The organism is Anaerobacillus sp. 63XJN7_5_ISO-PGPR-S23-430, assembly GCF_056173695.1.
Map to the genome: position 1 here is coordinate 3,974,329 of NZ_CM149686.1, position 21,545 is coordinate 3,995,873.

A 21,545-nucleotide genomic window follows, 5' to 3' on the forward strand; every position below is an offset into this window, starting at 1 on the left:
CTATAATTCAACAAAGTTTAAGAGATATCCTGTTATTTATTACAAAAAATAAGAGATACAGGTCAAATTCCCTGTATCTCTTACTATTGGAAAGTATTTTTTGTCGCATTATTCCTGAAATAAGCGCTGTTCAACTTTTCCGTTAATAGCTGACTGACCGCCTAGCAAGTTGAAATCGTTCATACCTTTCATAGCTTCTACCGTTTCTTTTGGAAGCTCATCAGACTTCACTAGCAAAAGTGGTGCGCCATCTTTCGCCGCTAGCACAGAGCCTGCAAGGGCATCGGCAAAACCAAATCCTGTCGCCAAATAAGCTGATTTAGCTTCTGGATAAAAGGTGGTTTTCACTTTAGCTGCCGTTTCAAACCGATTGGCACCTGAGATACGCTCTGGTGACGGAAGACCTTGATACACTTTTTTTGTAATCACACTTTCACCACCGATGACAACCGTATCATCAATGTTTTTCAGCGCGAGTTTTGTTGCCGCAGGGATTTTCTCTTTATCCACTAACAAAATGGGATAGCCATTTTGCGCAGCATATGGTGCAATCGCAAGGGCATCTGGAAAATTAAGACCGTAGGCGATCACGGCTTTCTCAGGATCTCCTCCCATGCGCTTCGCAATTTTTGCTGAAGTATCATAGCGATTATCCCCGCTAATCCGCTCAACCTCTAGTCCGAGTGACTTAATTTTCTTTTCCGTTGCAGGTGAAATCGCGTTAACTCCACCCAGGATAATCGCTTTTTTCGCCCCGAGTCGGTCGATTTCATCTACCGTTTCCTTTGGAAGTTCGTTCGTTTTCGCAAGGAGAATAGGCGCTTTTAGTTGATAAGCAAGGGGCGCACCAGAGAGAGCGTCTGGGAAATCTAAACCTCTCGCAATTACGACCGTATCCGCCTTATCATACGTTTTTGCACTCACATTCGCTGCCGTATCAAAACGAGTCGCACCTTCAATTCGTTTTACTGTGTTTGCTGACGTTTTCACGGTCAATTCTGGGCCATTCGTTGTAACATAGCCTTTCTTATCCACCGCTTCTACTCGAAAGTTATAGGCTTTATTCGTAGTAAGCCCCTGAACGGTAAGCTTTCTTGTCGTTGCTTCCACTTCTTTTAACACGCGATCATTTTTATAGACAATGTAAGATTCAACGCCAGAAGCATCTGTCGCCTCTGACCAATTTAATGTCAGTCTGTCATTTTTGATAGAGCTAGCCGTAAGCTCTGCGTTCTTAGCCCATACAGGTGGAAGCTGATCGTCTCCCTGTGGCACTTTCACTGAAACCGTCATTGTATCGCTATTCGGATCAACAACTGTAACTGAAACGCCTGAACTAGCCCCTGAATACACTTTGCTATTTGGTGATGTAGAGCTATTAAAGCGACTGTAGCCATTCCCGCTATAATAATGATCGTAGTATAATCGCGTATTTGGATCTTGATCTAACTCCGGGTAACCCAATCTACTTTCATTTGCTTCTTCCACATCCACCGCTTTATGTGATTCATCTCTGTTGTTTTGACGATTTTTCAGCTGCTGCTCATCAATATGCCAGATGGCAATTCCAGGCGACGCCACCTGATCAGCTAATCCGATATCAAAGCCAGTAAACTGACGATTCTCAATTAAAAAGTACTCCGATTCATCGGTTGTTTTTAATTTCAATATGGAATAGTCGTCAGTAGTGAAATTCCCTACTTCATATGAGCCATTATTTTGCACTTCAATAGGTCGCTCTAAGCCAAGCACCATTTTGGACCATGGATCGAGATGAGTTGGATAAGCTCCTTCGTACTCATTGTTATGGGTTGTCCAAGAACCGCTCCCCATTAAACTGTGGATGCCAACACCATCTGAAGTGCCGTCCGTATCATAAAGATCCGGTAGCCCCAGATCGTGGCCCATTTCATGTGCAATAATTCCAACGGTTGCCATATGTCCGCCATGTTTCTCCCCAAACATCGTGTAGCCGCCGTTCCCTTGATAAGAGCCTACTTTTACTCCATCAAGACGAGGAGCTTCGCTTTCATAAAGGCTCGACATGTGACCCCAAACCACTTTCCCCGTATCTCCATAGCTTGCTTCACCACCGGCCACAATGGTGACAATATGTAATTCCTCTGAGGATATAGAACCGTCTTTATTTTGATCAAATTGAGCATAGTTTACTTTATCATTCGATGCCTTTAGCGCATCTTTTATGATTTGTGAGTATGTACTATCTGGATTTGTTGCCGTCTCAGGACGAGGGTGAGCATACGGTAATGTGACCCTTACGATTCCATCATTTGTTCCGCTTGATTCGGCAGCCCCTTTAAAACCGAGCTTTCCTTTTGAAACTTCATCATAATAGTGATTAAGCGTACTCCCACTAGTGCCAAAGAATCGGTTACGCCAGTCTGCATCTGAATAAGTGATTTTTGCATCGCTATATTCAACTAATAAAACAAGCGTGTCCTCCTTCGCTCCTGCACTCAATAAATCAAATGAATCATCCGTATTTGGAATCTCCTTTTGCTTTGTATTCATTCCTTCAGTCGGTTGGAGCTTCTTCACATCTTCAAGCTCTGCCGCGTCAGAAGGCTTTTTATTAATAGCAAATCTAGCTTGTGTAACTTCTAGACGTTCACCAACAATACGAGTGTAATACCAGTATTGGTCTTCCCCTATTTTAATCACAGATTCATCGTTCGCCGTCCACCAATGAAAATTCTCATTGCCGCTGAGTGACGCCTTAAATGTCTCTCCTGAAGGCTGAACGAGCTCCTGCGTTTCTTGTAACGCAGGCATGGCATTTGCCTTGCCTGCTCCCAAAATGATGAACAGACTACATAAAAGTAAACTGATTCCATAGATGCTTTTCTTCATCCTGCTCCCCCTATAGTTGACCAAAGTGTTTCAGTAGATTTTATACTCTACAAGTCTACCATTAGCGAGTAAAAAATTGCCATAATTCTGCAATTTTCGGTAACAAAAGGGACCAGCTCGTAAGCTGATCCCTCAGAAATCATTATTCGACTATTCAACTCCAATAAGCTCCCTTTCAATGGAAGGACTAACCGCTTTCGGACCTCCTAGAATCGTAAAATGATAGATGCCTAACTTTTCTTTTGCTTCAATGACCGCATCCTGCATATTATATGGATCTACTAACAAAAAACTACTGTCCCTTTTGGCAGCAAGAACACTTCCTGTTAGCGCATCTGCAAATTCAAGACCCGTTGAGACAAAAGCCTTATGCGATGGATTTAATTCTATTGCAATAATTGAAGCTGTTTCATAACGATTCTTCCCCCCGTATCGCTTTGCTTTTGGTAACTTTTCGAAAAGGCTTTCCGAAATAACAGCCGTACCGCCCACGGCAATGCTCTCAGGATATTGTTTGAGAATTTCGGCCGTATCTTCTGGAAGCTCATTCTGTTTTGCTAGCAAGATAGGATACGTATTTTCCGCTGCGTAAGAAGCAATTGCAAGAGCATCTGGAAATTTCATGCCGTTCGCAATAACAGCTTTATTTGATGGAGGAAGACTCACTGCAATCATTGCAGCTGTTTCATAGCGATCCGCTCCTGCTATTCGTTCAACTGGAATTTTCATTGTGCCTAATTCATCTTCAACATCTTTGGAAAGAGCCTGCTCTCCTCCAAGAAGAATCGCGAACTCTGGGTCGAGTCGTTCAATCTCATCCTTTACAATTTGATCAAGACCGTCAGAGTGTGTTAATAAAATAGGGGAATTTAAATCATAGGCAAGCGGAGCACCAGCTAACGCATCAGGAAAATCATCGCCTCTTGCTATCACAACTCCTTGCGCGCTTTGCTTCCACCCTTCCTGAGAAATTTTCACTGCTGTCTCATACCGATTAGCTCCAGCGATTCTATCAACATTTGTTGGCAAATTCAATTTCACTTGCTTCCAAAATTCATCGGCGATCGCCATATAACCTGCTGCCGACGGATGAACGTTTTTAGGATTTGGCAAATAGGTTGCATAATCCGTTGAAATGGCATCATAGGTAGGAACATAGTGGCTGAATGAGTCGGCCGCGATCTGCTTAATGATCCCATTCACCGTCTTTGTCAGTTCCACGAGCGGACGCTGATCAGCCTCAGGGAACGCGTAGAAACCATTGTAGTATCCCATTAAATAAACATCCGCAGACGCATTAACGCTTCTTATAATTCCCATAATAGAAGCGTAATTTTCCGATAGTTCAGTGATGATCTTTTTGACTTCTTCTGGGTCCTTCAATCGTTCCGGTTCCGAACCGAGTACTTGAAGAAAATCGTTCGCACCGATCGTAATCGTTATCATATTTTTGGAGGCGATCTTAACTTGCATGTCACGATCCATTAAAGCGTTCAACAAATCTTTAGAAGTAGCTCCAGGCACCGCAAAAGGTTTTTCGTAGCTTCCTAATAAACCTACGCGATCTAGATCCTGAGCTATGTAGTCGCCATAACTTAAACCGAGAGTATTGTTCGACATGACGCCAGCCGCGAGTGAATCACCAAGGGCAGCATAATAGACATTATTTTTTTCTTCATCGAGACTGGCAGTGGCAAACGCTTGAGACGGCATAAGCATGGTTATCACGAGAATCAATAGCAGCAGCGGACTGATTTTTCGCTTTCCCGACCTCTTCAATCAGAACCCTCCCCAAAAATAGTTCGTTATAACGAATCGTTACGTATACAATTAGCTTTCCTTTCTTCAATACCTGCTTATTCATAAAATAAATATCAAAAAAGCGCAGGAGACGTTCCCCGCGCTTTCTTAATAAATGGATTACTTTTTGAGCTGATCTAAAATGTCGTTACTTACAGCATTTTCTCCACCAAGAACGTTGAAGTCATAAGCTTCCATGTCCTCGATCGCTTCTGCTGTTTCTTTCGGAAGCATATTCGGCTTCACTAATAGCATTGCAGCATTTTGTTTCGCTGCAAGAACAGATCCTGAAAGGGCATCAGCAAAGTTCATGCCAGTGGAAACGTAAACGCGTGCTGAAGGGTTAAGATTTGTAGCAATATCAGCTGCTGTACCGAAACGATTGTCCCCTGCATAGCGATCTTCAGCATGTAGCTTCGCATCGAGCTTACCGTTAACCGCTGTTTCGCCACCAACGATGATCGATCCATCAATGCCTTTAAGCGCATTGCTAGTTGCTGATGGAATTTCATCCGCTTCTGTTAATAGAATTGGATAACCTTTCTGTGCAGCGTATGGCGCAATTGCAAGAGCATCCGGGAAGTTCATGCCGTTTGCTACAATCGCTTTATTTGGAGATCCGCCAAGACGCGCTGCAATGTTTGCAGCTGTATCGAATCGGTTGTCCCCTGCAATACGCTCAACTTCAATTCCCATACCTTCAAGCTGGAATTTCACGTAATTGCTTACCGCACTTGTGCCACCAAGGATAATGACATCTTTCGCACCAAGACGTGCAATTTCTTCTTTCGCCATTTTATTCAGTGATCCGCTTTCTGTTAAAAGAATTGGCGCATCGTATTTATAAGCAAGTGGTGCTCCTGCTAGTGCATCCGGGAAGGAATCGCCACGTGCGAGAACAACCGTATCTGCAGTTTCCCAGCCTTCTTGCGAAATTTTCACAGACGTTTCATAGCGCGTTTCACCCTGGATACGCTCAGCATCTGCTTCAACGATACGTGCTTCGTCTTTCGCTTTAACTGTTCCAATTTCATCGAGATACTCTGTAAATACTTCAAAATCTACGAAGAAAAGTTCGTTCATACGACCGTCAGCGGCAGCTTCACCCATTGCATCGTATCCGTCGCCACCTTGAGCGATATATGCGTTAGTTGCAACAGTGTAAGTCGCTTCTAGATCAATATCTTCATAGCCGTTTTCAGTTTTCACATTTACATCTAAAATTCGTTCACTAGAAGGAAGATCTTTATCAAAGGAATATCGAAGTCCTGCTACTTGAGCAAAGCGACCTTCCTGAGTTTCGACACCGCTTACCCCATGCTCCAATGAATCAATGATTTCTGCACCAGTCATATCAAGCGTGACGAGGTTGTTACCGAATGGCATCGTTGTGAGAACTTCTCCTAACGTAATTGGTCCCTCATCGATTGATTCACGGATTCCTCCGCCGTTCGTGATTGCGATTGTTGCATCAGTAAACTGCTGAGCTTTGTAAAGCATGCCGTCTGTAATTAAGTTTCCTAGATTCGTTTCACCTGTTCTAACGGATGCACGTTTTCCATTAAGATAAACGTCAGATTGACCGACTACTTCTTTCTCAATTTCCTCGAGTGGTTTCTTCAGTTCATCATAGAGAGCTTTTGCTTCTTCGTTAGGCTCGAACTTACTTTTACTACCCAAATCAAGAAGTTCATTATCCCAATCAGTTAGCACGCCTTCTTCGTTAAACGTCACTTCAAGATCACCCAAGAAATTGCTATATTCATTTGCTTGTACAACTAGAGTTGGATCTTCAAATGTATCAACTACAACCGCTTCTTCAATTGTTGTGTGGCTATGACCACCAACAACAACGTCGATGCCTTCTACTGATTTAGCTAGTTCAACTTCAACCGCTTTTCCGAGGTGAGTAAGGGCTACGATTTTGTTTACGCCTTTATCCTCGAACATTTTAATCATCTTTTCAGCTTGCTCCTGATGATTTTGGAATGAAATCGTTTCGCCAGGGCTTGATAGCTCATCTGTTGATTCAATCGTTAGACCGAACACACCCACTTCTTCGCCGTTTACATCAAGGATAACGGCTGGATAGATGGTACCATCATCACCAGTCATCGCCATTTCATTTTTATATAGAGGGCTAAGATAAGGATCTTTGCTGTAATCAATATTTGAGCTTACGATCGGGAATTTCGTTTGCTTGACGAACTCAGAGAACGTCTTTGGACCCTCATCAAATTCGTGGTTACCCGGTACCATCGCATCGTATTTCATCATGTTCATAAATTGTACGTCTGCGAGACCTTTGTATTTATTGAAAAAGAGTGTACCAGAGAAAACATCACCAGCATCTAATAAAATTGTATTGGCGCGAGCTGCACGAATTTCTTCTACAGCTGTTACTCTTTTTGGAGCATTATCTAGATGCGCATGTGTATCATTTGTATGCATAATTGTAAGATCAAAATCGCCTGCCGCCTCTACAGGTGTGGACGGTGAAGCTGCTGCAATTCCCATTGCTAATGCCGCTGTTGATAGAACGCCGAAAAGAGGTTTTTTCATATTCATGTACGTAATCCCTTCCCTTTCGAAAACTCAAATTTTGTCGGAATGTCTCCGCGATTTTCATTATATACTAGCCTACTAGGTGAATGGTCCTTTTTGTCACAATAGTTAACATATTCAAAACATTACTTTATAACTAGTTTCATAGAAAAGGAGAAGGCGGAGAATTCCCGCCTTTTTCCTACTTTAGTTGTTCTTTAATTCATTCATTACGTCGTCGCTAATAGCATTCGTGCCACCAAGGATGTGGAAGTTGTGCATGTCATTTTCGTTAATGGCTTCAGCAATTTTCTCTGGAACCTTATCTTTCTTAACGAGCAGGATCGCTGCATCTTCTTTCGCAGCAAGAACTGAACCAGCAAGCGCATCAGCAAACTTCATTCCTGTTGCTACTATAGCTGTGTCTGCATCTGGTGTTAGAGCGGTTGCGATCGTTGCTGATGTTGCATAGCGGTCATCTCCGCTAATTCGAACTGCATTGGAAAGACTGTTTACAACCTTTTCACTGATTGCACTTTTTCCACCAACGACAATTTGCTCGTCTGTTGTGTTTAATATTTTCTTAGACACAGCAGGAAGCTTGTCGTTATCCGTTAGTACGATTGGATAGCCATTTTTGGCTGCATATGACGCAACAGATAGGGCATCTGGGAAGTTAAAGGCATTCGCTAGGATCGATTTTTCAGGTGTCCCGTCAAGCTTCGCTGCAATGTTCACAGCTGTTTCGTAACGCGTTTCTCCTCCGATACGATCCACTTTTAGACCAAGACCTTTTAGTTCATATTCCGTGTATGAAGAAATCGCTGACGTACCGCCAAGGATGATCGCTTTTTTCGCGCCTAAACGTTCGATTTCTTTCTTCACAGCTGGATTTAGCTTATTCTGTTCAGTTAAAAGAATCGGTGCATCGTATTTGTACGCAAGCGGTGCTCCTGCAAGTGCATCCGGGAACTCATCGCCTCTTGCAATCACTACTGTGTCAGCACTTTCCCATCCTTTTTTCGAAATTTCTACTGCTGTTTCATAACGTGTTTCTCCTGAAGTGCGGTCAACGCTGTTGTTCATTTGAATCTTCGCAAGCATTGGATCGTGGTCACTTGCGCGGCCATCTGCTTCACTAAAATCAGAGTTAATGTTAATGCTATCAATCATCGTACGGTTTGCTAGATTGTTCGATACGAGAATATGATCGAGCACCTGCGCATTTCCTTGATAGTTGTAGGAGTAGCGTTGCTCTGTTGGAAGCTTTTTGACCATATTCGTTAGTACGTCGCCTTCAAGCGTTTGGATTGGCTTTGAGAATTCAAAGTCATTCAAGTCACCTAGAACAACAACCTTGCCATTATCCATGTTCGTCACGACGTCATTTACGAAATTGTTTAAGATGGACGCCTGTTTCACACGCTGTACTTCACTTCCTAAAACAACAGGGTGATCAGCGCCAAAGAGTGCGCCATCTCCGCCTTTTGAATTAAAATGGTTCGCTACAACAACCACTTTTTCACCATTAAATTCAAACTCAGCAGCAAGTGATTTACGGGAATCTTCAAACGCTTCATTTGTTGGATCAATGCGTCCAGGATTAAGCGTTAGTCCGTTTTCATCGACGCCAACTGAAGTTGTTGCATCACCAGATTTCTTCTCAGAGAAATTAACGCGATCAGGATTATAGATGAACCCAACGCGAATATTTCCACCAGGCTGTCCGCCATCTGTTTTATCCTCAGGTGCGATTTCAGTAAACTTGTATGTTGGGCCGCCTGCTTCTTCAATCGCTTGAATAATCGCTTCATAAGATTCGTTTGCACTTGTCGTGCCGTCATCTGTAGGACCATTGTTATCTTGTACTTCGACTAAACCAACGATGTCTGGTGTTTTCATGTTCTTTACAATCGATTCAGCAATTTTGGCTGTTTTCTCTTCCCCAACACCAGGATAGTAGTTTTCAATGTTATAAGAAGCAACAGTTAGATCGCCTTCTGATGACTCCATTTTCGTTACTTCACGTTCTGTATTACCATCAATCACGGATGGGAATGTGCCCGTTGGACGGATTTTGAAATTACTGTAATCGTAGCTCACGATTCCAGTGACGGAGCCATCGAGACGATCACCAGTCGTTACGTCAATATCAATACCATCAACGTCAATTAAGAGTCGTTCAGGGTTTGGATCTTCTGCTGAAAGCAACAGTCCGTTGGCACGAGTAAGAAGTTGATCTTTACTTGTGTTTACGTATACAGGAAGCTCATCGTATTTCACCGGCCCTGTTACGTTTGCATCCGGAATCTCAATAAGCATTCCTTCAAGACTTTCATAAAAGTCCAGTCCATCTGTTTCAGGATCAAAAGATTTCATTTCGTCATCTTCTACGATTTCAGTTGGAGGCGTGCGGTCTGTTCCGATTACGATCGCTTCTGGCAATGTGTTATCGGAAGAAGCAACTGTAATGGAAGAGGCAGTAATTTGAGTAGTGAGAAGGTCTTTCGCGTCACTATAACCACCTTCTTTATACTCTTTCACCTGACCGTCTACTTCTACTTTGTCGCCAACGTTTACGCCAGCGCCGCCGCTTTTATAAACATAGATTCCTTCTGAAGTGGCGTTGCTATCGTCGGGATTTTCTTCTTGCATGTAGAAGGCGTTATTGCCGTCTTTTGCCGTAACGATCCCAGCGATTTTCGTAACAGCCATTCCTTCATAAGGAGAAGTGTGGTCTGAACCTTGAATATCGTGAATGCTAATGCCATCAGCAGACTTTAAAACAGTGTAATCAAAAGTGGCGACTTCACTTAATTTATTGTCTTTGGCTGCTACGGCTTTAATCGTTGTATCTTCAGTTAGTTCAATTGGCGCTGTGTATTCTGTGCTTTCAGCTGTCGGTTCGCTACCATCTGTTGTGTAATGAACCGTCGCACCTTCTTCTGCTGTCGCAAGCTTCACCATCGTACCTTCAATAACAGATCCTGATGCAGGATTTGCCGTTACTGAGAAAGCTGTTTCGATAATGTCAGCTGCGCTTCGAGGTACGAGTTTGTATTCGTTAAAGTTGTAGTCAATAACACCTTTAAGAATTTCATAGGTTTTACCTACTTCAAGTAGAGACTTATTTGTTGGTTTAATGACAAATTCACCTGAAGCGTCTTCAGCAGTGAAATTACCATTGCCATCGACTGACTTAACAGTGACATCATTAAATTGGGTGAATGCAGCTTCATGCTGTTCACCGTTATCTTTGGAAAGATCAGTGGATATGAGTGACTGAGGGGACGGGATACCTTTGTCTTCCGTTGTGATGGCTACATTAGAGGCACTAGTTTGTACTTGCTGCATGCCATAATAATCTGACATGGCGCCTTCTACAGTTACTTCATCACCTGGTTGAGCCGTAATGCCTGCAGCACGCACAATAATGGCAGCAGTGTCATCCTGTATAAACAGGTTCGTTTGGCCGCCAGTTTCAAAGGATGCTGTGGCAATACCTTTTATTTTCACTTGTGTACCGTTTGCTACTTTTCTAGCATCAGTGATTGTTGAGAGTTCGATAGGTTCTGGATCTGGGTCCGGTTCTGGAGCTGTGCCGTCAGGAAATGTGTAGGCTGAAGGCTCTTTGAGTCCTGGAACACCGAAGTACGTTGCGAGGTTTCCAGTAATTTGGATCTTCTTACCTTTGTTTTCAGGATGAGCGATTAAATTAAGGTCATCTCTTAGAGATCCTTTTGGTAATTGTACCGGAATAATATTTTCTGCTTGTGTTTCATTGGCAGAATCTGCAATAGCAATATTTGTTTCTACGTTATTAGCATTTTCTAAGTTGTAAGATGGTCCGTTAGAAGTTGTTCCTACAATATACCCTTCTACTGTTGCAGAACCAGTATTATTTGCGATTGCTTCACTAACGGAAATTGTTCCTTCGGCAGAAGCAGAAAGCTGCGAAACTGGTAATGCGAAAAAGCTAAGAACCATTGAGAATATTAGCGCAAAGCTAATAAAACGACTGGTTGACCTTCGTTTCAAATTTCATCCCCCCGGATATGTAGTCGAATTTTGGTGATGATACCACCAATTGTCAGTATACAATAACTTTTGACCCAGATGTGTAAAAATAGCGTAAATTGTCTAAATTTAGATGGCGCTTTCATTTTGTGGTAGGGGTCAGGCGCGAGCCTGACCCCCTTCACATACAAAACCGCTGTTTTCGCTGCTTTTGTCCGCGTTCACGGGAGACTAATTGTTCCTAGAAAACTCTTTCTTCAATCTTTCACATTGTAAAGAAACGGTGAAATTAATATATAACGATAGATTTCATTTTTCCTTACTCTTTCATTTTCTGCTCACATACTAGTCTAAAGTACTAGTTTCCAATCACAAAGAAAAACCACCCTATCGATGGCTCGATTGGATGGTTAAGAGGCAGGTTTATCTTCTTCTTTCTTACATCTCTTCCCTGATGGATTGGATCCATCATGCTCTAGTCGGGGAGATGATCTTGAAGATCCTTGAGGGATCATTACACGTTAGTCTAGCGGGGAGTATACTAGTTTGGTGACTCAAGAGTATATGGGTTTTCTAATTCGTTTTCAAATGAATGAAAATCATTATAAGGACGTATACCTTGCTTCATTAGACAGTTTGTCCCCTGCCTAAATCGAGCATCATTGCTATTGAAAACAAGGACGTTTCTTGCTTGCTTCCGCGCAAAGTGAGCTGTCGTCATAGCACCACTTTTCACTTTAGCTTCCATAATCACGACATGACTTGACCATGCACTGATTAACGCATTTCGCTGAATAAATTGCTTTGGTGTAGGTGCTGTGCCAGGTGGATACTGCGATATGACAGCGCCTTCAATTGATATTGCTTCGAAGAGCGAGCGGTGCTCTTTCGGGTAACAAGTATCAACTCCATTTGCAACAAAAGCAATCGGTTGCCCACAATTTGCGAGGCAGGCAGTGTGAGCAGCATGATCGATTCCTTTAGCGAGACCACTAATAACAGGGATGTTCAGGCTTGAGAGTTTGGTGGATAACTCTTTCGCAGCACGTCGCGCCTGATTAGAACAAGAACGGGAACCAACTATTGCGACAGAAGGTAAGCTTGGCTTGATATGACCTTTGTAATATAAGAGAACGGGCGATTCAGGAACATTTTTTGCATAAACAGGGTAAAGCGGGTCATCTCGGGGTAATAGCCAGATCTCCTTTTGCTGAACAAGTTCGAGAATGCGCTTTGGTTTCTCAAGTGAACGGGTAGCCATTATTGCTTCGCGTGCAAGACGAGAGATTCCACGGACATTCTGAAGTTCAGAGAGAGAGGCATCATAGACTCGTTCAGGAGTTCCGAAAGCGGTCAACAGCTTTTTTTGTGTCACCGGACCCACATGCGGAATCGAACTTAGCCAGATCCAGCGCTCCATTCGTTCACTTCTCTTTCGTGATTAATTTTTATGGCAGGATTTTTTCCCATCGTTACTCTGGAAGTTTGGAGAGCACATACACTTTGCTACCTTTTCGCTCTGGCCATTGTTTAACAAGATCTGGTGGTGTTGAGGATTCACTATTCTCGACATAAAGCTGGTAAGCTTCCCGGGAAGGTTCCTGAAAAAGTGAGAGTATGTAATCCGGGAAAGCGTGTGGATTCTTGCGATCAGAAATGTACGCACGATAACTGCTCCACATATAGTCCGCTGGCTTTACTACCATACGAGCTTTAACTGGATTAAGGTGGATGTATTTACTCACGTCAATTTCATAATCAATCGAATCGAGAAGTTCAGCGAAATAGCGACCTTGAAAGACATGTCCTGTGTACTCATATTTGTCGTTGAAATATCTTGCATAGTTGGAGTTGATCACTTTCATGATTTCACCAGGGGGATGATCGAAGGTTTCGATGGAGAGATGCACATGGTTAGTCATGAGACAGTATGCGTGTAGGCGAAACGGAAAAACGAGACGAGCTTGTTCTAAAAGTAATAAGTACTTCAGACGATCAATACGCTCTTCAAAAAGTGGTCCTTTTCGATTCCCTCGACAGATAATATGGTACTTAGCACCAGGGAACCAATTGCGTTTCTTACGAGCCATTCGAATTGCTCCTTTAGTAAGGAAAATGGGGAATTTCTACCATATCGGGGTTAATAATTGTAGTATACCACCTTTCAAGAATTTGGGAATAGTTAATTGGTAAATTATTCAGAAATATTTTTTAATTCATTTAGAAGGAAAATGGAGAGGGAGGTAATAGAGGTGAATGAGGGGGTCAAGTACGTACCTGACCCCCTCATTCACCCCATACCGTTAAACCCTTATCCACTATAGATTCAATGCAATTCAAGGTTCATTTGCAACGAAAAAAGTGTCCACCTATGGCGGACACTTTTTGGTGTTTTGTCTTTTGATGGGGTCAGGCGCGAGCCTGACCCCAGTAAGCATTTCCTACTTCAATCCCTCCACCACATCATCACTAACCGCATTGACTCCACCTAAAATGGTGTACGTATCTGCTTGTAGTTCTTCAATGGCTTCAGCTGTTTCAGACGGCAATTCATCTGGCTTTACTAGAAGCATCGCTGCACCTTGTTTGGCAGCTAGAACGGAACCTGTTAACGCATCAGCAAAGTCCATGCCTGTTGCGATGAACACGTGCTGAGATGGGTTAAGTTCAGTTGCTATTGACGCCGCTGTACCAAAACGGTTTTCTCCAGCATAGCGCTTCGCATACGGTAGCTTGCTGAACGCTTTCTCACTAACCACTGCTTCACCACCAGCGACGATCGCCTGGTCGACACTGCGAAGGGCTACTTCCGTTGCTTTTGGAACAGTGTCTTGTTTCGTAAATAAAATCGGATAGCCATTTTCTGCTGCGTAAGATGCGGCAGAAAGAGCATCAGGGAAGTTCATCCCACTTGCTACGACAGCTTTATCAGGATTGCCACCAAGACTCGCCTGGATATTAGCAGCTGTTTCGAAACGATCATCTCCGTAAATTCGTTTCACTTTCAAATCGAGTCCTTCTAACTGATAAGCGATAAATTTCGGTACGGCTGATGTCCCGCCAAGAATAATCGCTTTCTTCGCACCAAGGCGCTTAATTTCGCTTATGACCGATTTCTCAAGCCCCTTTTCACGCGTTAAAAGAATAGGTGCATCTAATTTATACGCGAGTGGTGCCCCTGCTAGCGCATCTGCAAAGTTATCTCCTCGTGCAATAACAACAGTATCCGCTTCGTCCCAGCCTTCTTTTGAGATCTCAACAGCTGTATCATAGCGATTATCTCCAAATATCCTCACTGGTTCCTTCGATTCCGCTTCACCAGCATCAGATGTTACTTTCCACGTATATTTCTTCGTATTCTTTCCAATCGCTCCACCATCGTTATTGAAAATTTTAGATTTATTTTCTTCAGATGGTTCAATTGTAATTGGTATTTCATTTTCACCATTTACTAGCTTTACTTCATGTGTGAACGTCATATCTTCATTCACTTTTACTTTCTCACCATTAATTGTTAGGTTTCCTTCTTTGATCGCATTTCCTCTAAAAGTTACCGTATCGCCTTCCACAACGGCACCATTTTCAGGAGAGTTTACGACAACGGGCATATCGATCCAACGGAAAATTTCATCTTGTACAACCATTTTATTACTGCCCTGGTTAGTTACCGTCACTTTAAGATCTGTACCTTCTGCTCCGTAACCATAGAAGCTGACGTCATCATCAGACTTATCATTACGCGTATGGTCGGCAAGTCCTTCCTGATCCCATGACTCCCCTTTTGCATATTTGTACGTTAAGACCGTTCCTTCCGGGAAAGATTTTTGTAGTTCCCAATCCGGTGATACCGCTCCATTACGAGACATTTCCCATGCACTTGTACTCCACCCATTTTGATCACCAGGCATCGTTACTTTTGCGCTAAGCGGTGTATCGTCAGGGGCATGCACTTTAAATGTTACGTCTACCATCACAATATCCGGAGTTACCGTTACTTTATTAGAAGCGGTTTGATTTCCAGCTTTGTCATACGCTACGATGCGATAGGTGTACGCTTTGCCGTTCTCAACAGCGAAGTCGGTGTACGTCACTGCTTCTGCATTATCTAGAAGTTCAACCGTTTGACTATCCCGCTCAACCGCTAATAAGTAAGGGTTGTCTGCTCCTTCAAGTGCCCAGTTTAATGTTACCTGTCCAGATTCCTTTAACGGCTCTTCAAGCTTCACAGCATCTGCAGGGGCCTTCGTATCATCCTCATTTTGAGAGAACGTGACTTCTTCTGTATTCGTTGTTTTCCACGTAGCCCCACGATCAGTTGAAAAAGCTAGTCGGTAAGCGTATGTTCCTTTCTCAATTGGGCGGAATTCCGCTTTAAATCCATTAGCCTCTTCTTCCTGTCCTGTGTAAGTCGCTTTAGACTCTTGCCACTCACCGTCACGCTTCACTTGAAGTTTTCCAATTAATCCTTCTGCAAGGCCTGATTCCGTTGCGCCATCTATTTTCACACTGGCTTCGATTGCGAAAGTGTTTGATAGATCCAACACTTGATCATCAATGACTGAAACTGAAGAAATTTCGTATTTTCCTTCTTTCCACTCGATGTGCGGAATCGTTGGTTCCTTCGTTTCCACTTTTACCGATTCATTGCCATCCTCATCGATCGCCGTTACGGCAAAAAAGTAAGATTGGCCATTAGTTAATCCAACAACGGTAAGTTCCTTGTCTTCCGTTACACTCACTTCTTCATACATCGCCCCTTGTAGCGTTGAGCGATACACTTTGTATTTCGCTGCATCTCCTGTCCAAGAAAGGGTTGCGCTTCCTTCTCCAGCAGAAATTTTCAAATCGCTAGCCGCTTTTGGTCGCTCAAAATTCTGACCTTCGTCAGCTATTAGCATGCGGCCAGTCATCGCAGGAATCGTTACCGAAACCTTACCATCCTTCACCGTTACGCTGTCATCTTTCGCGAGTCCATCTGTAAATGAAATGTTGTTTTTCACAACTTCCTTCACATTTAGCTCGATCGTTTGCGCCTTAGTACCGCGGTTCACTGCAATAATTGCTGCACCGTCATCATTCGTACGAGCAAATGCATAGACATCCCCGTCTGCATGCAGAGTTGTGAGCTTCCCGTATGCAAGAAGATCTGCATTTTCAGTACGAACAGCTCCTGCAGCTTGATAGTGCTTTACTAAGTCTGCATTTTCGTCTCCCCACGGATACGTGCGACGATCATCAGGGTCTTTAGAACCCGTTACACCTGCTTCATCACCGGAATAAATCGTTGGGGCACCTGGGTAACCCATTTGCAGAACCGCAGCCAGCTTTAAGCGCTGCACGCCAAGCTCGTGATCGTAATTCGGATCAAATTCAGCTCGTTCATACGTGTCAGTTCCGCCACCAAGTACATAGATTGCACGCGGCGTATCATGAGACCCCATTAAATTCATGAGCGCATGAAACGCCTCATCAGGGTAATCCTCCTGTACTGCCATCAACTTCTCATCTGTACTTGCTGCATTCCCATTTTTCAAGAAATCAAGAATAGCACCTTCGAAACGATAGTTCATCACGGAATCATATTGATCCCCAAGGAAGTATTTTGATGCGTCATCCCAGATCTCACCTAGAATCAGCGGCTCTTCCCCATCCTTCAGCGTTGCTCCGGCACCGGCCATTTCTTCAGATTTCAATTCATCACGGAACTCACGCCAGAATTCCATATCGACTTCATTTGCGACATCAAGGCGCCATCCGGAAGCCCCATTTGTTAACCATAATTTCGATGCAGAATCTTTGTCATACATAATGTAATCAGAGAATTTCTCATTGTTTAACTCACTATCATAATCAACTGCGTCTCCTTCAACGCTTTTGATTTCAGGAAGAGAATCATATCCCCACCACGCCTGATAGTCGTAGCGTTCCTTCCCATTCTCATCCTTCACTTTTTCATTTTTGATATTAAACCAGTTATGAAAGCCATATTCGTCATTAAACGTTTGGCCTTCTTTTTCAAGCTGTTTTCGTGCTTCTACTTTCGCATCTTTTTCACTCATGTCCTCGTCATTCATTAGGTCATAAATACGAGACCAATATTCATAAGCCCCAACGACATCGTACTTACTATAGCGATCAAAGTAGATGGAGTCATCCCCAACATGATTAAATACGCCATCCATAATCAGGTGCATGTCACGTTTTTCAAGTTCATCGGTAAATGCTTTAAATTCCTCAGGTGTTCCAAACATTGGATCAATCGTTTTCCAATCCGCTGCATCATATTTATGATTTGATGCTGCCTTCGCAATTGGATTTAAATAAAGGGTATTTACACCAAGGGATTGAATATAATCAAGCTTCTTTTGAATGCCTTGGATATCCCCACCAAAGAAATCGTTACTCCATATCTTATCTCCATCATAATCTGCACTGTCCGAAAGCCTTGGATTATCGGGAAGCTCTCCCCACTCCTGGTGCTCAATTGGTTCATGACCACGTGCGGTTTCCTTTGCATCATCGTTTTCTTCATTTCCATTATTAAATCGATCAGGGAAAATTTGATACACAACAGCTTCTTTCATCCAGTCTGGCGTTTCGTATCCTGGGTCGAAGACCGTTAATTGATAAAGTTCAGCATTCGTATCAACTGCTTTTCCAGCCGCTCCTTGCTTCGTATCTTCTCCATACTCCGCTTTTGCTGAACCATCACGCACAATAAATTTATAGCCGTAAAGTCCTTTTTCTTCAGGCGTTACTTTCGCTTCCCAAAAATCTTTCCCATCATTTGTGGCTGCCTTCTCCATTGAGATCAGCTTGCTTGTACCCGTATTTTGATTCTTGATATAGAGGTCGGCTTTCGCTACATCATCTTTCTTTGCTGCTAGACGTAGCGTCACCGTCTTTCCTTCTTTCACAGCACCAAACGGAGCACGATAAGCTTCTTCCCATGAGTTATGTAGAAGACTTGCCTTATTTACTGCACCATCTGACCCTTCAGCACTATAATCTGTGCTTACTTCTTTTGAATCGGCATTGAAAAAGAACGTGACGTCTGCCTTTTCAATGACGTTCAACTTTGCATTCTCTGCTGGATAATCGTCTCCCCATTTATCGCCAAGCACCACTTTATACTCATAATTCCCTTTTGGTACGCTTGTCGTAAAGGAATAGACATTATCAAATTGATCATCAGTCAGAAGCGCTGTTGACTGATCAGGGCTCCACTCTGCTCCTGCATCAATGGCAGGCTGGATCGAGCCAACAAGTCTAGGTGATTTTTCTTCTAGCGGTGTGTAAGTAGTTGAATCTGCAATCGCATGTGTTCCATCATGATAATAAAACGTTACTTTTGTTTTCTCATCCAGTGTTAATTTAAGATTGTTTCCACCATCACCATAGCTCTCTCCCCAAGATTGATTGATCGCTATTTTATATTCATAACTCCCTGCTGGAAGTTCACCAGAGAATTCATAAAATCCTCCTCCCATGGCTTCCATCTTTGTTTCCTCAGCTGTTGGATCCCATTCCTTTGAAGCACCGAGCTCGTCCTGCAAATCGCCAACAAGGGTGACAATTCGTTCGTCTGTCACCTCCCCAATCGTAAAGGTACTATTATCGCTACCATTTGGATTTAAAGGATCTTTCATCCATTCATCTCCCACGATAAATTTGTACTGATGAAGTCCATCGGATAGATCATCTATCGTTAACTCCCAGACGTCATCTACCTTCTCGAGTGGAAGTGCCCCTTCCTGCCAATTTGTAAAATCACCTGCAACAAGGACCGATTCTTCGCTCCCATCTCCTTCATAAATAAACGTAGCTGATGATCCGTCTATGACAGGACTAACTGCTGCCGCATTCACTGCTCCAGGAATAGCTCCAGCAAGCAATTGAATCAAAAGAACGACGACGAGTGACAGTGAAAATCTCCTTCGATTACCCCTTTTCATCCTTTTCCCCCCTTGAAAATACGATTAGTGAAACCGTTTGCACAAAACCGTAAATTTTAGGAAACCGTTTGCAGTTACAAATAAAAAAATAAGCTAACTGTTCCAAATACCAGCAAACGCTTTCAAGATCTATTTTGCCACAGGATTTGGAAGTAATCAACTTATTTTTAGAAAATTTCATTATTTTTCGTACAGCTCGATCGGTAGACCATCTGGATCACTGAAAAAGGTGAAGCGCTTCATTGTAAGCTCATCCACTCTTACATCTTCAATAGAAGATACTCCTCTTTCTGTTAGATGATTAACGGTCTTATCAAGGTCTAATACTTCAAAAGCGATATGTCTTAATCCCATTGCTTCAGGGTAGCTTGGTCTCTCTGGCGCATTCGGGAATGAAAATAATTCAATTCTTGTATGATCTCCGACGGCAAGATCAAGTTTGTATGAATTTCGTTCTTCTCTGTAAGTTTCCTCGATAACCTTAAGACCGAGTGTATCTACATAGAACTCCTTTGATTTTTCGTAATCTCCGCAAATAATCGCAACATGGTGCACTTTAGTAAACATTTGCTTCACCTCAACCTAAACGATAAGCTGACAAATGAGCGTCGTCAATAAGAAAACCGAGCAGCTAGTCATTATAACAGCGATTCCGCCCCATCTACATACATCTCTGTCCCTGTTACATGACTGGATGCATCAGAAGCTAGAAAGTAAACGACGTCTGCCACCTGTTGTGGCGAACCTGGTTTTTGCTCAAGCGGATGACTTCCTTCAGGATATTCTACTGGAATTTCAATTTCTTCTACACCATCTTTTTTGTCTGTGTTTTGATCAATGTTCGTATCGATTGCCCCAGGGCAAATGGCGTTTACGCGAATGTGATATTGAGCTAGTTCAAGAGCAGCCATTTTCATAAAGGCTACCTGTCCTGCTTTTGAAGTACTATAAGCAGACATGCCAAAGTTCGAAAAAGTCCGATTGCCATTTATGGAACTAGTAATAATGATACTCCCTCCATCTTCTTTCATATAAGGGATTGTATGTTTCACCATTAGAAAAGTACTTCTTAAATTTGTTTCAATCGTCTGATCCCACTCATCAACCTTCATTTCTTCAATCGGATTCAGTGTGCCATTAATTCCTGCATTGTTAAACAGAATATCAATGCGTCCCCATTTGTTAACAACTTGCTTCAAACCATATGTAACTCGTTCTTCATCGGCCACATCCACATCAAGGACAAACGCCTCTCCCCCGTTTTTTACGATCGACTCCTTCACTTGTTCTGCTCGACTTTCCTTCAAATCAAATAAGCAAACTCGAACGCCTTCTTTTGCAAAGCGTTTAGCTGCGGCTTCTCCAATTCCAGATCCACCACCTGTTATAACGGCTACCTTCTTCATATTTAGCACTCTCCTTTTTTCTGACTATTCCCGCAATCCAACTTTTTAAGACCAATATTTATCAAGAAACGAAGATTGTTTGATCGAACAAAAAGTGTTCCGTTTATCCACTATCGATAAACGGAACACTTTTCTGCCTCTCTCATTCTATCTACCTAACCATCCTCCATCTACTGCCAATAGATGTCCATGTACATAATCAGACGCCGCGGAAGTTAAATACAAAATTGTACCTTTAAAGTCTTCTGGATCGCCCCATCTCTCGGCTGGAATACGATCTAATATTTGGGAGTTTCGGGTAGCATCTTCTAATATTGCCGTATTCATATCCGTTGCAATATAACCTGGGACTATCGCATTCACATTCACGTTATGTTTTGCCCACTCGTTTGAGAGCGCCTTCGTTAACTGAGCCACCCCACCTTTAGCGGCCGCATAAGCTGGTACGGTAACCCCCCCTTGAAATGAAAGTAAAGAAGCCAGGTTCACAATTTTCCCATGTCCTTCAGGCACCATGTATCGACCAGCTTCCTGGCACAGAAGCCATACGGCTTTTAGATTAATATTAATCACATCGTCCCAGTCTGATTCTAAAAAGTCTACAGAAGGTGACCTTCTTTGAATTCCAGCATTATTGATCAAAATATCGATTCTACCGAAATGATTGATGACATTTGGAATTGCTTTCTTCACCTGATCTTGATCTTCCAAATCGCAGGGAATAATCACACACTTTCTTCCTAGAGTTTCTATTTCATTCTTTATGTCTAATTGCTCCGGGTTTCTTTGAAGGAGAGCAATGTCTGCTCCCGCTTCCGCTAATGCTACTACCATTGATTTGCCTATCCCTCTTGTAGCTCCTGTAATAGCAGCTACCTTACCTTTTAGATTAAACAACTGTAAGCTCATTTCCATTCTCCTTTTTAGTTGACTATTCGATTTCTATTAACCA

Annotated in this window: 10 protein-coding genes; all 10 read right to left on the reverse strand. The window is 42.8% G+C overall.

Going from position 1 to position 21,545, the window contains the following annotated elements; all coding sequences use genetic code 11:
* Positions 1-108: 108 nt before the first annotated feature.
* Positions 109-2,871: a cell wall-binding repeat-containing protein gene (locus AC0VYJ_RS20465; protein WP_475366125.1), complete on the reverse strand. Its 2,763-nt coding sequence runs from the start codon at positions 2,869-2,871 to the stop codon at positions 109-111.
* A gap of 150 nt (positions 2,872-3,021) precedes the next feature.
* The gene (locus AC0VYJ_RS20470; RefSeq protein WP_475366126.1) at positions 3,022-4,650 is read right to left on the reverse strand and encodes a cell wall-binding repeat-containing protein; all 1,629 of its coding nucleotides are present in this window, start codon (positions 4,648-4,650) and stop codon (positions 3,022-3,024) included.
* A 141-nt stretch (positions 4,651-4,791) separates the two neighbouring features.
* A complete protein-coding gene (locus AC0VYJ_RS20475) occupies positions 4,792-7,239 on the reverse strand; it encodes a cell wall-binding repeat-containing protein (RefSeq protein WP_475366127.1) in 2,448 nt (815 codons plus the stop codon).
* 183 nt (positions 7,240-7,422) lie between these two features.
* Positions 7,423-11,253, reverse strand: a complete 3,831-nt coding sequence (locus AC0VYJ_RS20480; RefSeq protein WP_475366128.1) for a cell wall-binding repeat-containing protein — start codon at positions 11,251-11,253, stop codon at positions 7,423-7,425.
* Between the two features lie 520 nt (positions 11,254-11,773).
* Positions 11,774-12,652, reverse strand: a complete 879-nt coding sequence (locus AC0VYJ_RS20485) for a DNA-processing protein DprA (RefSeq protein WP_475366129.1) — start codon at positions 12,650-12,652, stop codon at positions 11,774-11,776.
* Positions 12,653-12,704: 52 nt separating this feature from the next.
* A complete protein-coding gene (locus AC0VYJ_RS20490) occupies positions 12,705-13,322 on the reverse strand; it encodes a transposase (protein ID WP_475366130.1) in 618 nt (205 codons plus the stop codon).
* Between the two features lie 351 nt (positions 13,323-13,673).
* The gene (locus tag AC0VYJ_RS20495) at positions 13,674-19,187 is read right to left on the reverse strand and encodes an alpha amylase N-terminal ig-like domain-containing protein (RefSeq protein ID WP_475366131.1); all 5,514 of its coding nucleotides are present in this window, start codon (positions 19,185-19,187) and stop codon (positions 13,674-13,676) included.
* Between the two features lie 180 nt (positions 19,188-19,367).
* Entirely contained in the window at positions 19,368-19,754 is a 387-nt protein-coding gene (gene gloA2, locus AC0VYJ_RS20500) for an SMU1112c/YaeR family gloxylase I-like metalloprotein (RefSeq protein ID WP_475366132.1), read from the reverse strand.
* Positions 19,755-19,825: 71 nt separating this feature from the next.
* Complete coding sequence (locus tag AC0VYJ_RS20505) at positions 19,826-20,593, reverse strand: SDR family oxidoreductase (RefSeq protein ID WP_475366133.1); 768 nt, start codon at positions 20,591-20,593, stop codon at positions 19,826-19,828.
* Between the two features lie 147 nt (positions 20,594-20,740).
* A complete protein-coding gene (locus AC0VYJ_RS20510; protein WP_475366134.1) occupies positions 20,741-21,502 on the reverse strand; it encodes an SDR family oxidoreductase in 762 nt (253 codons plus the stop codon).
* Between the last annotated feature and the right edge of the window lie 43 nt (positions 21,503-21,545).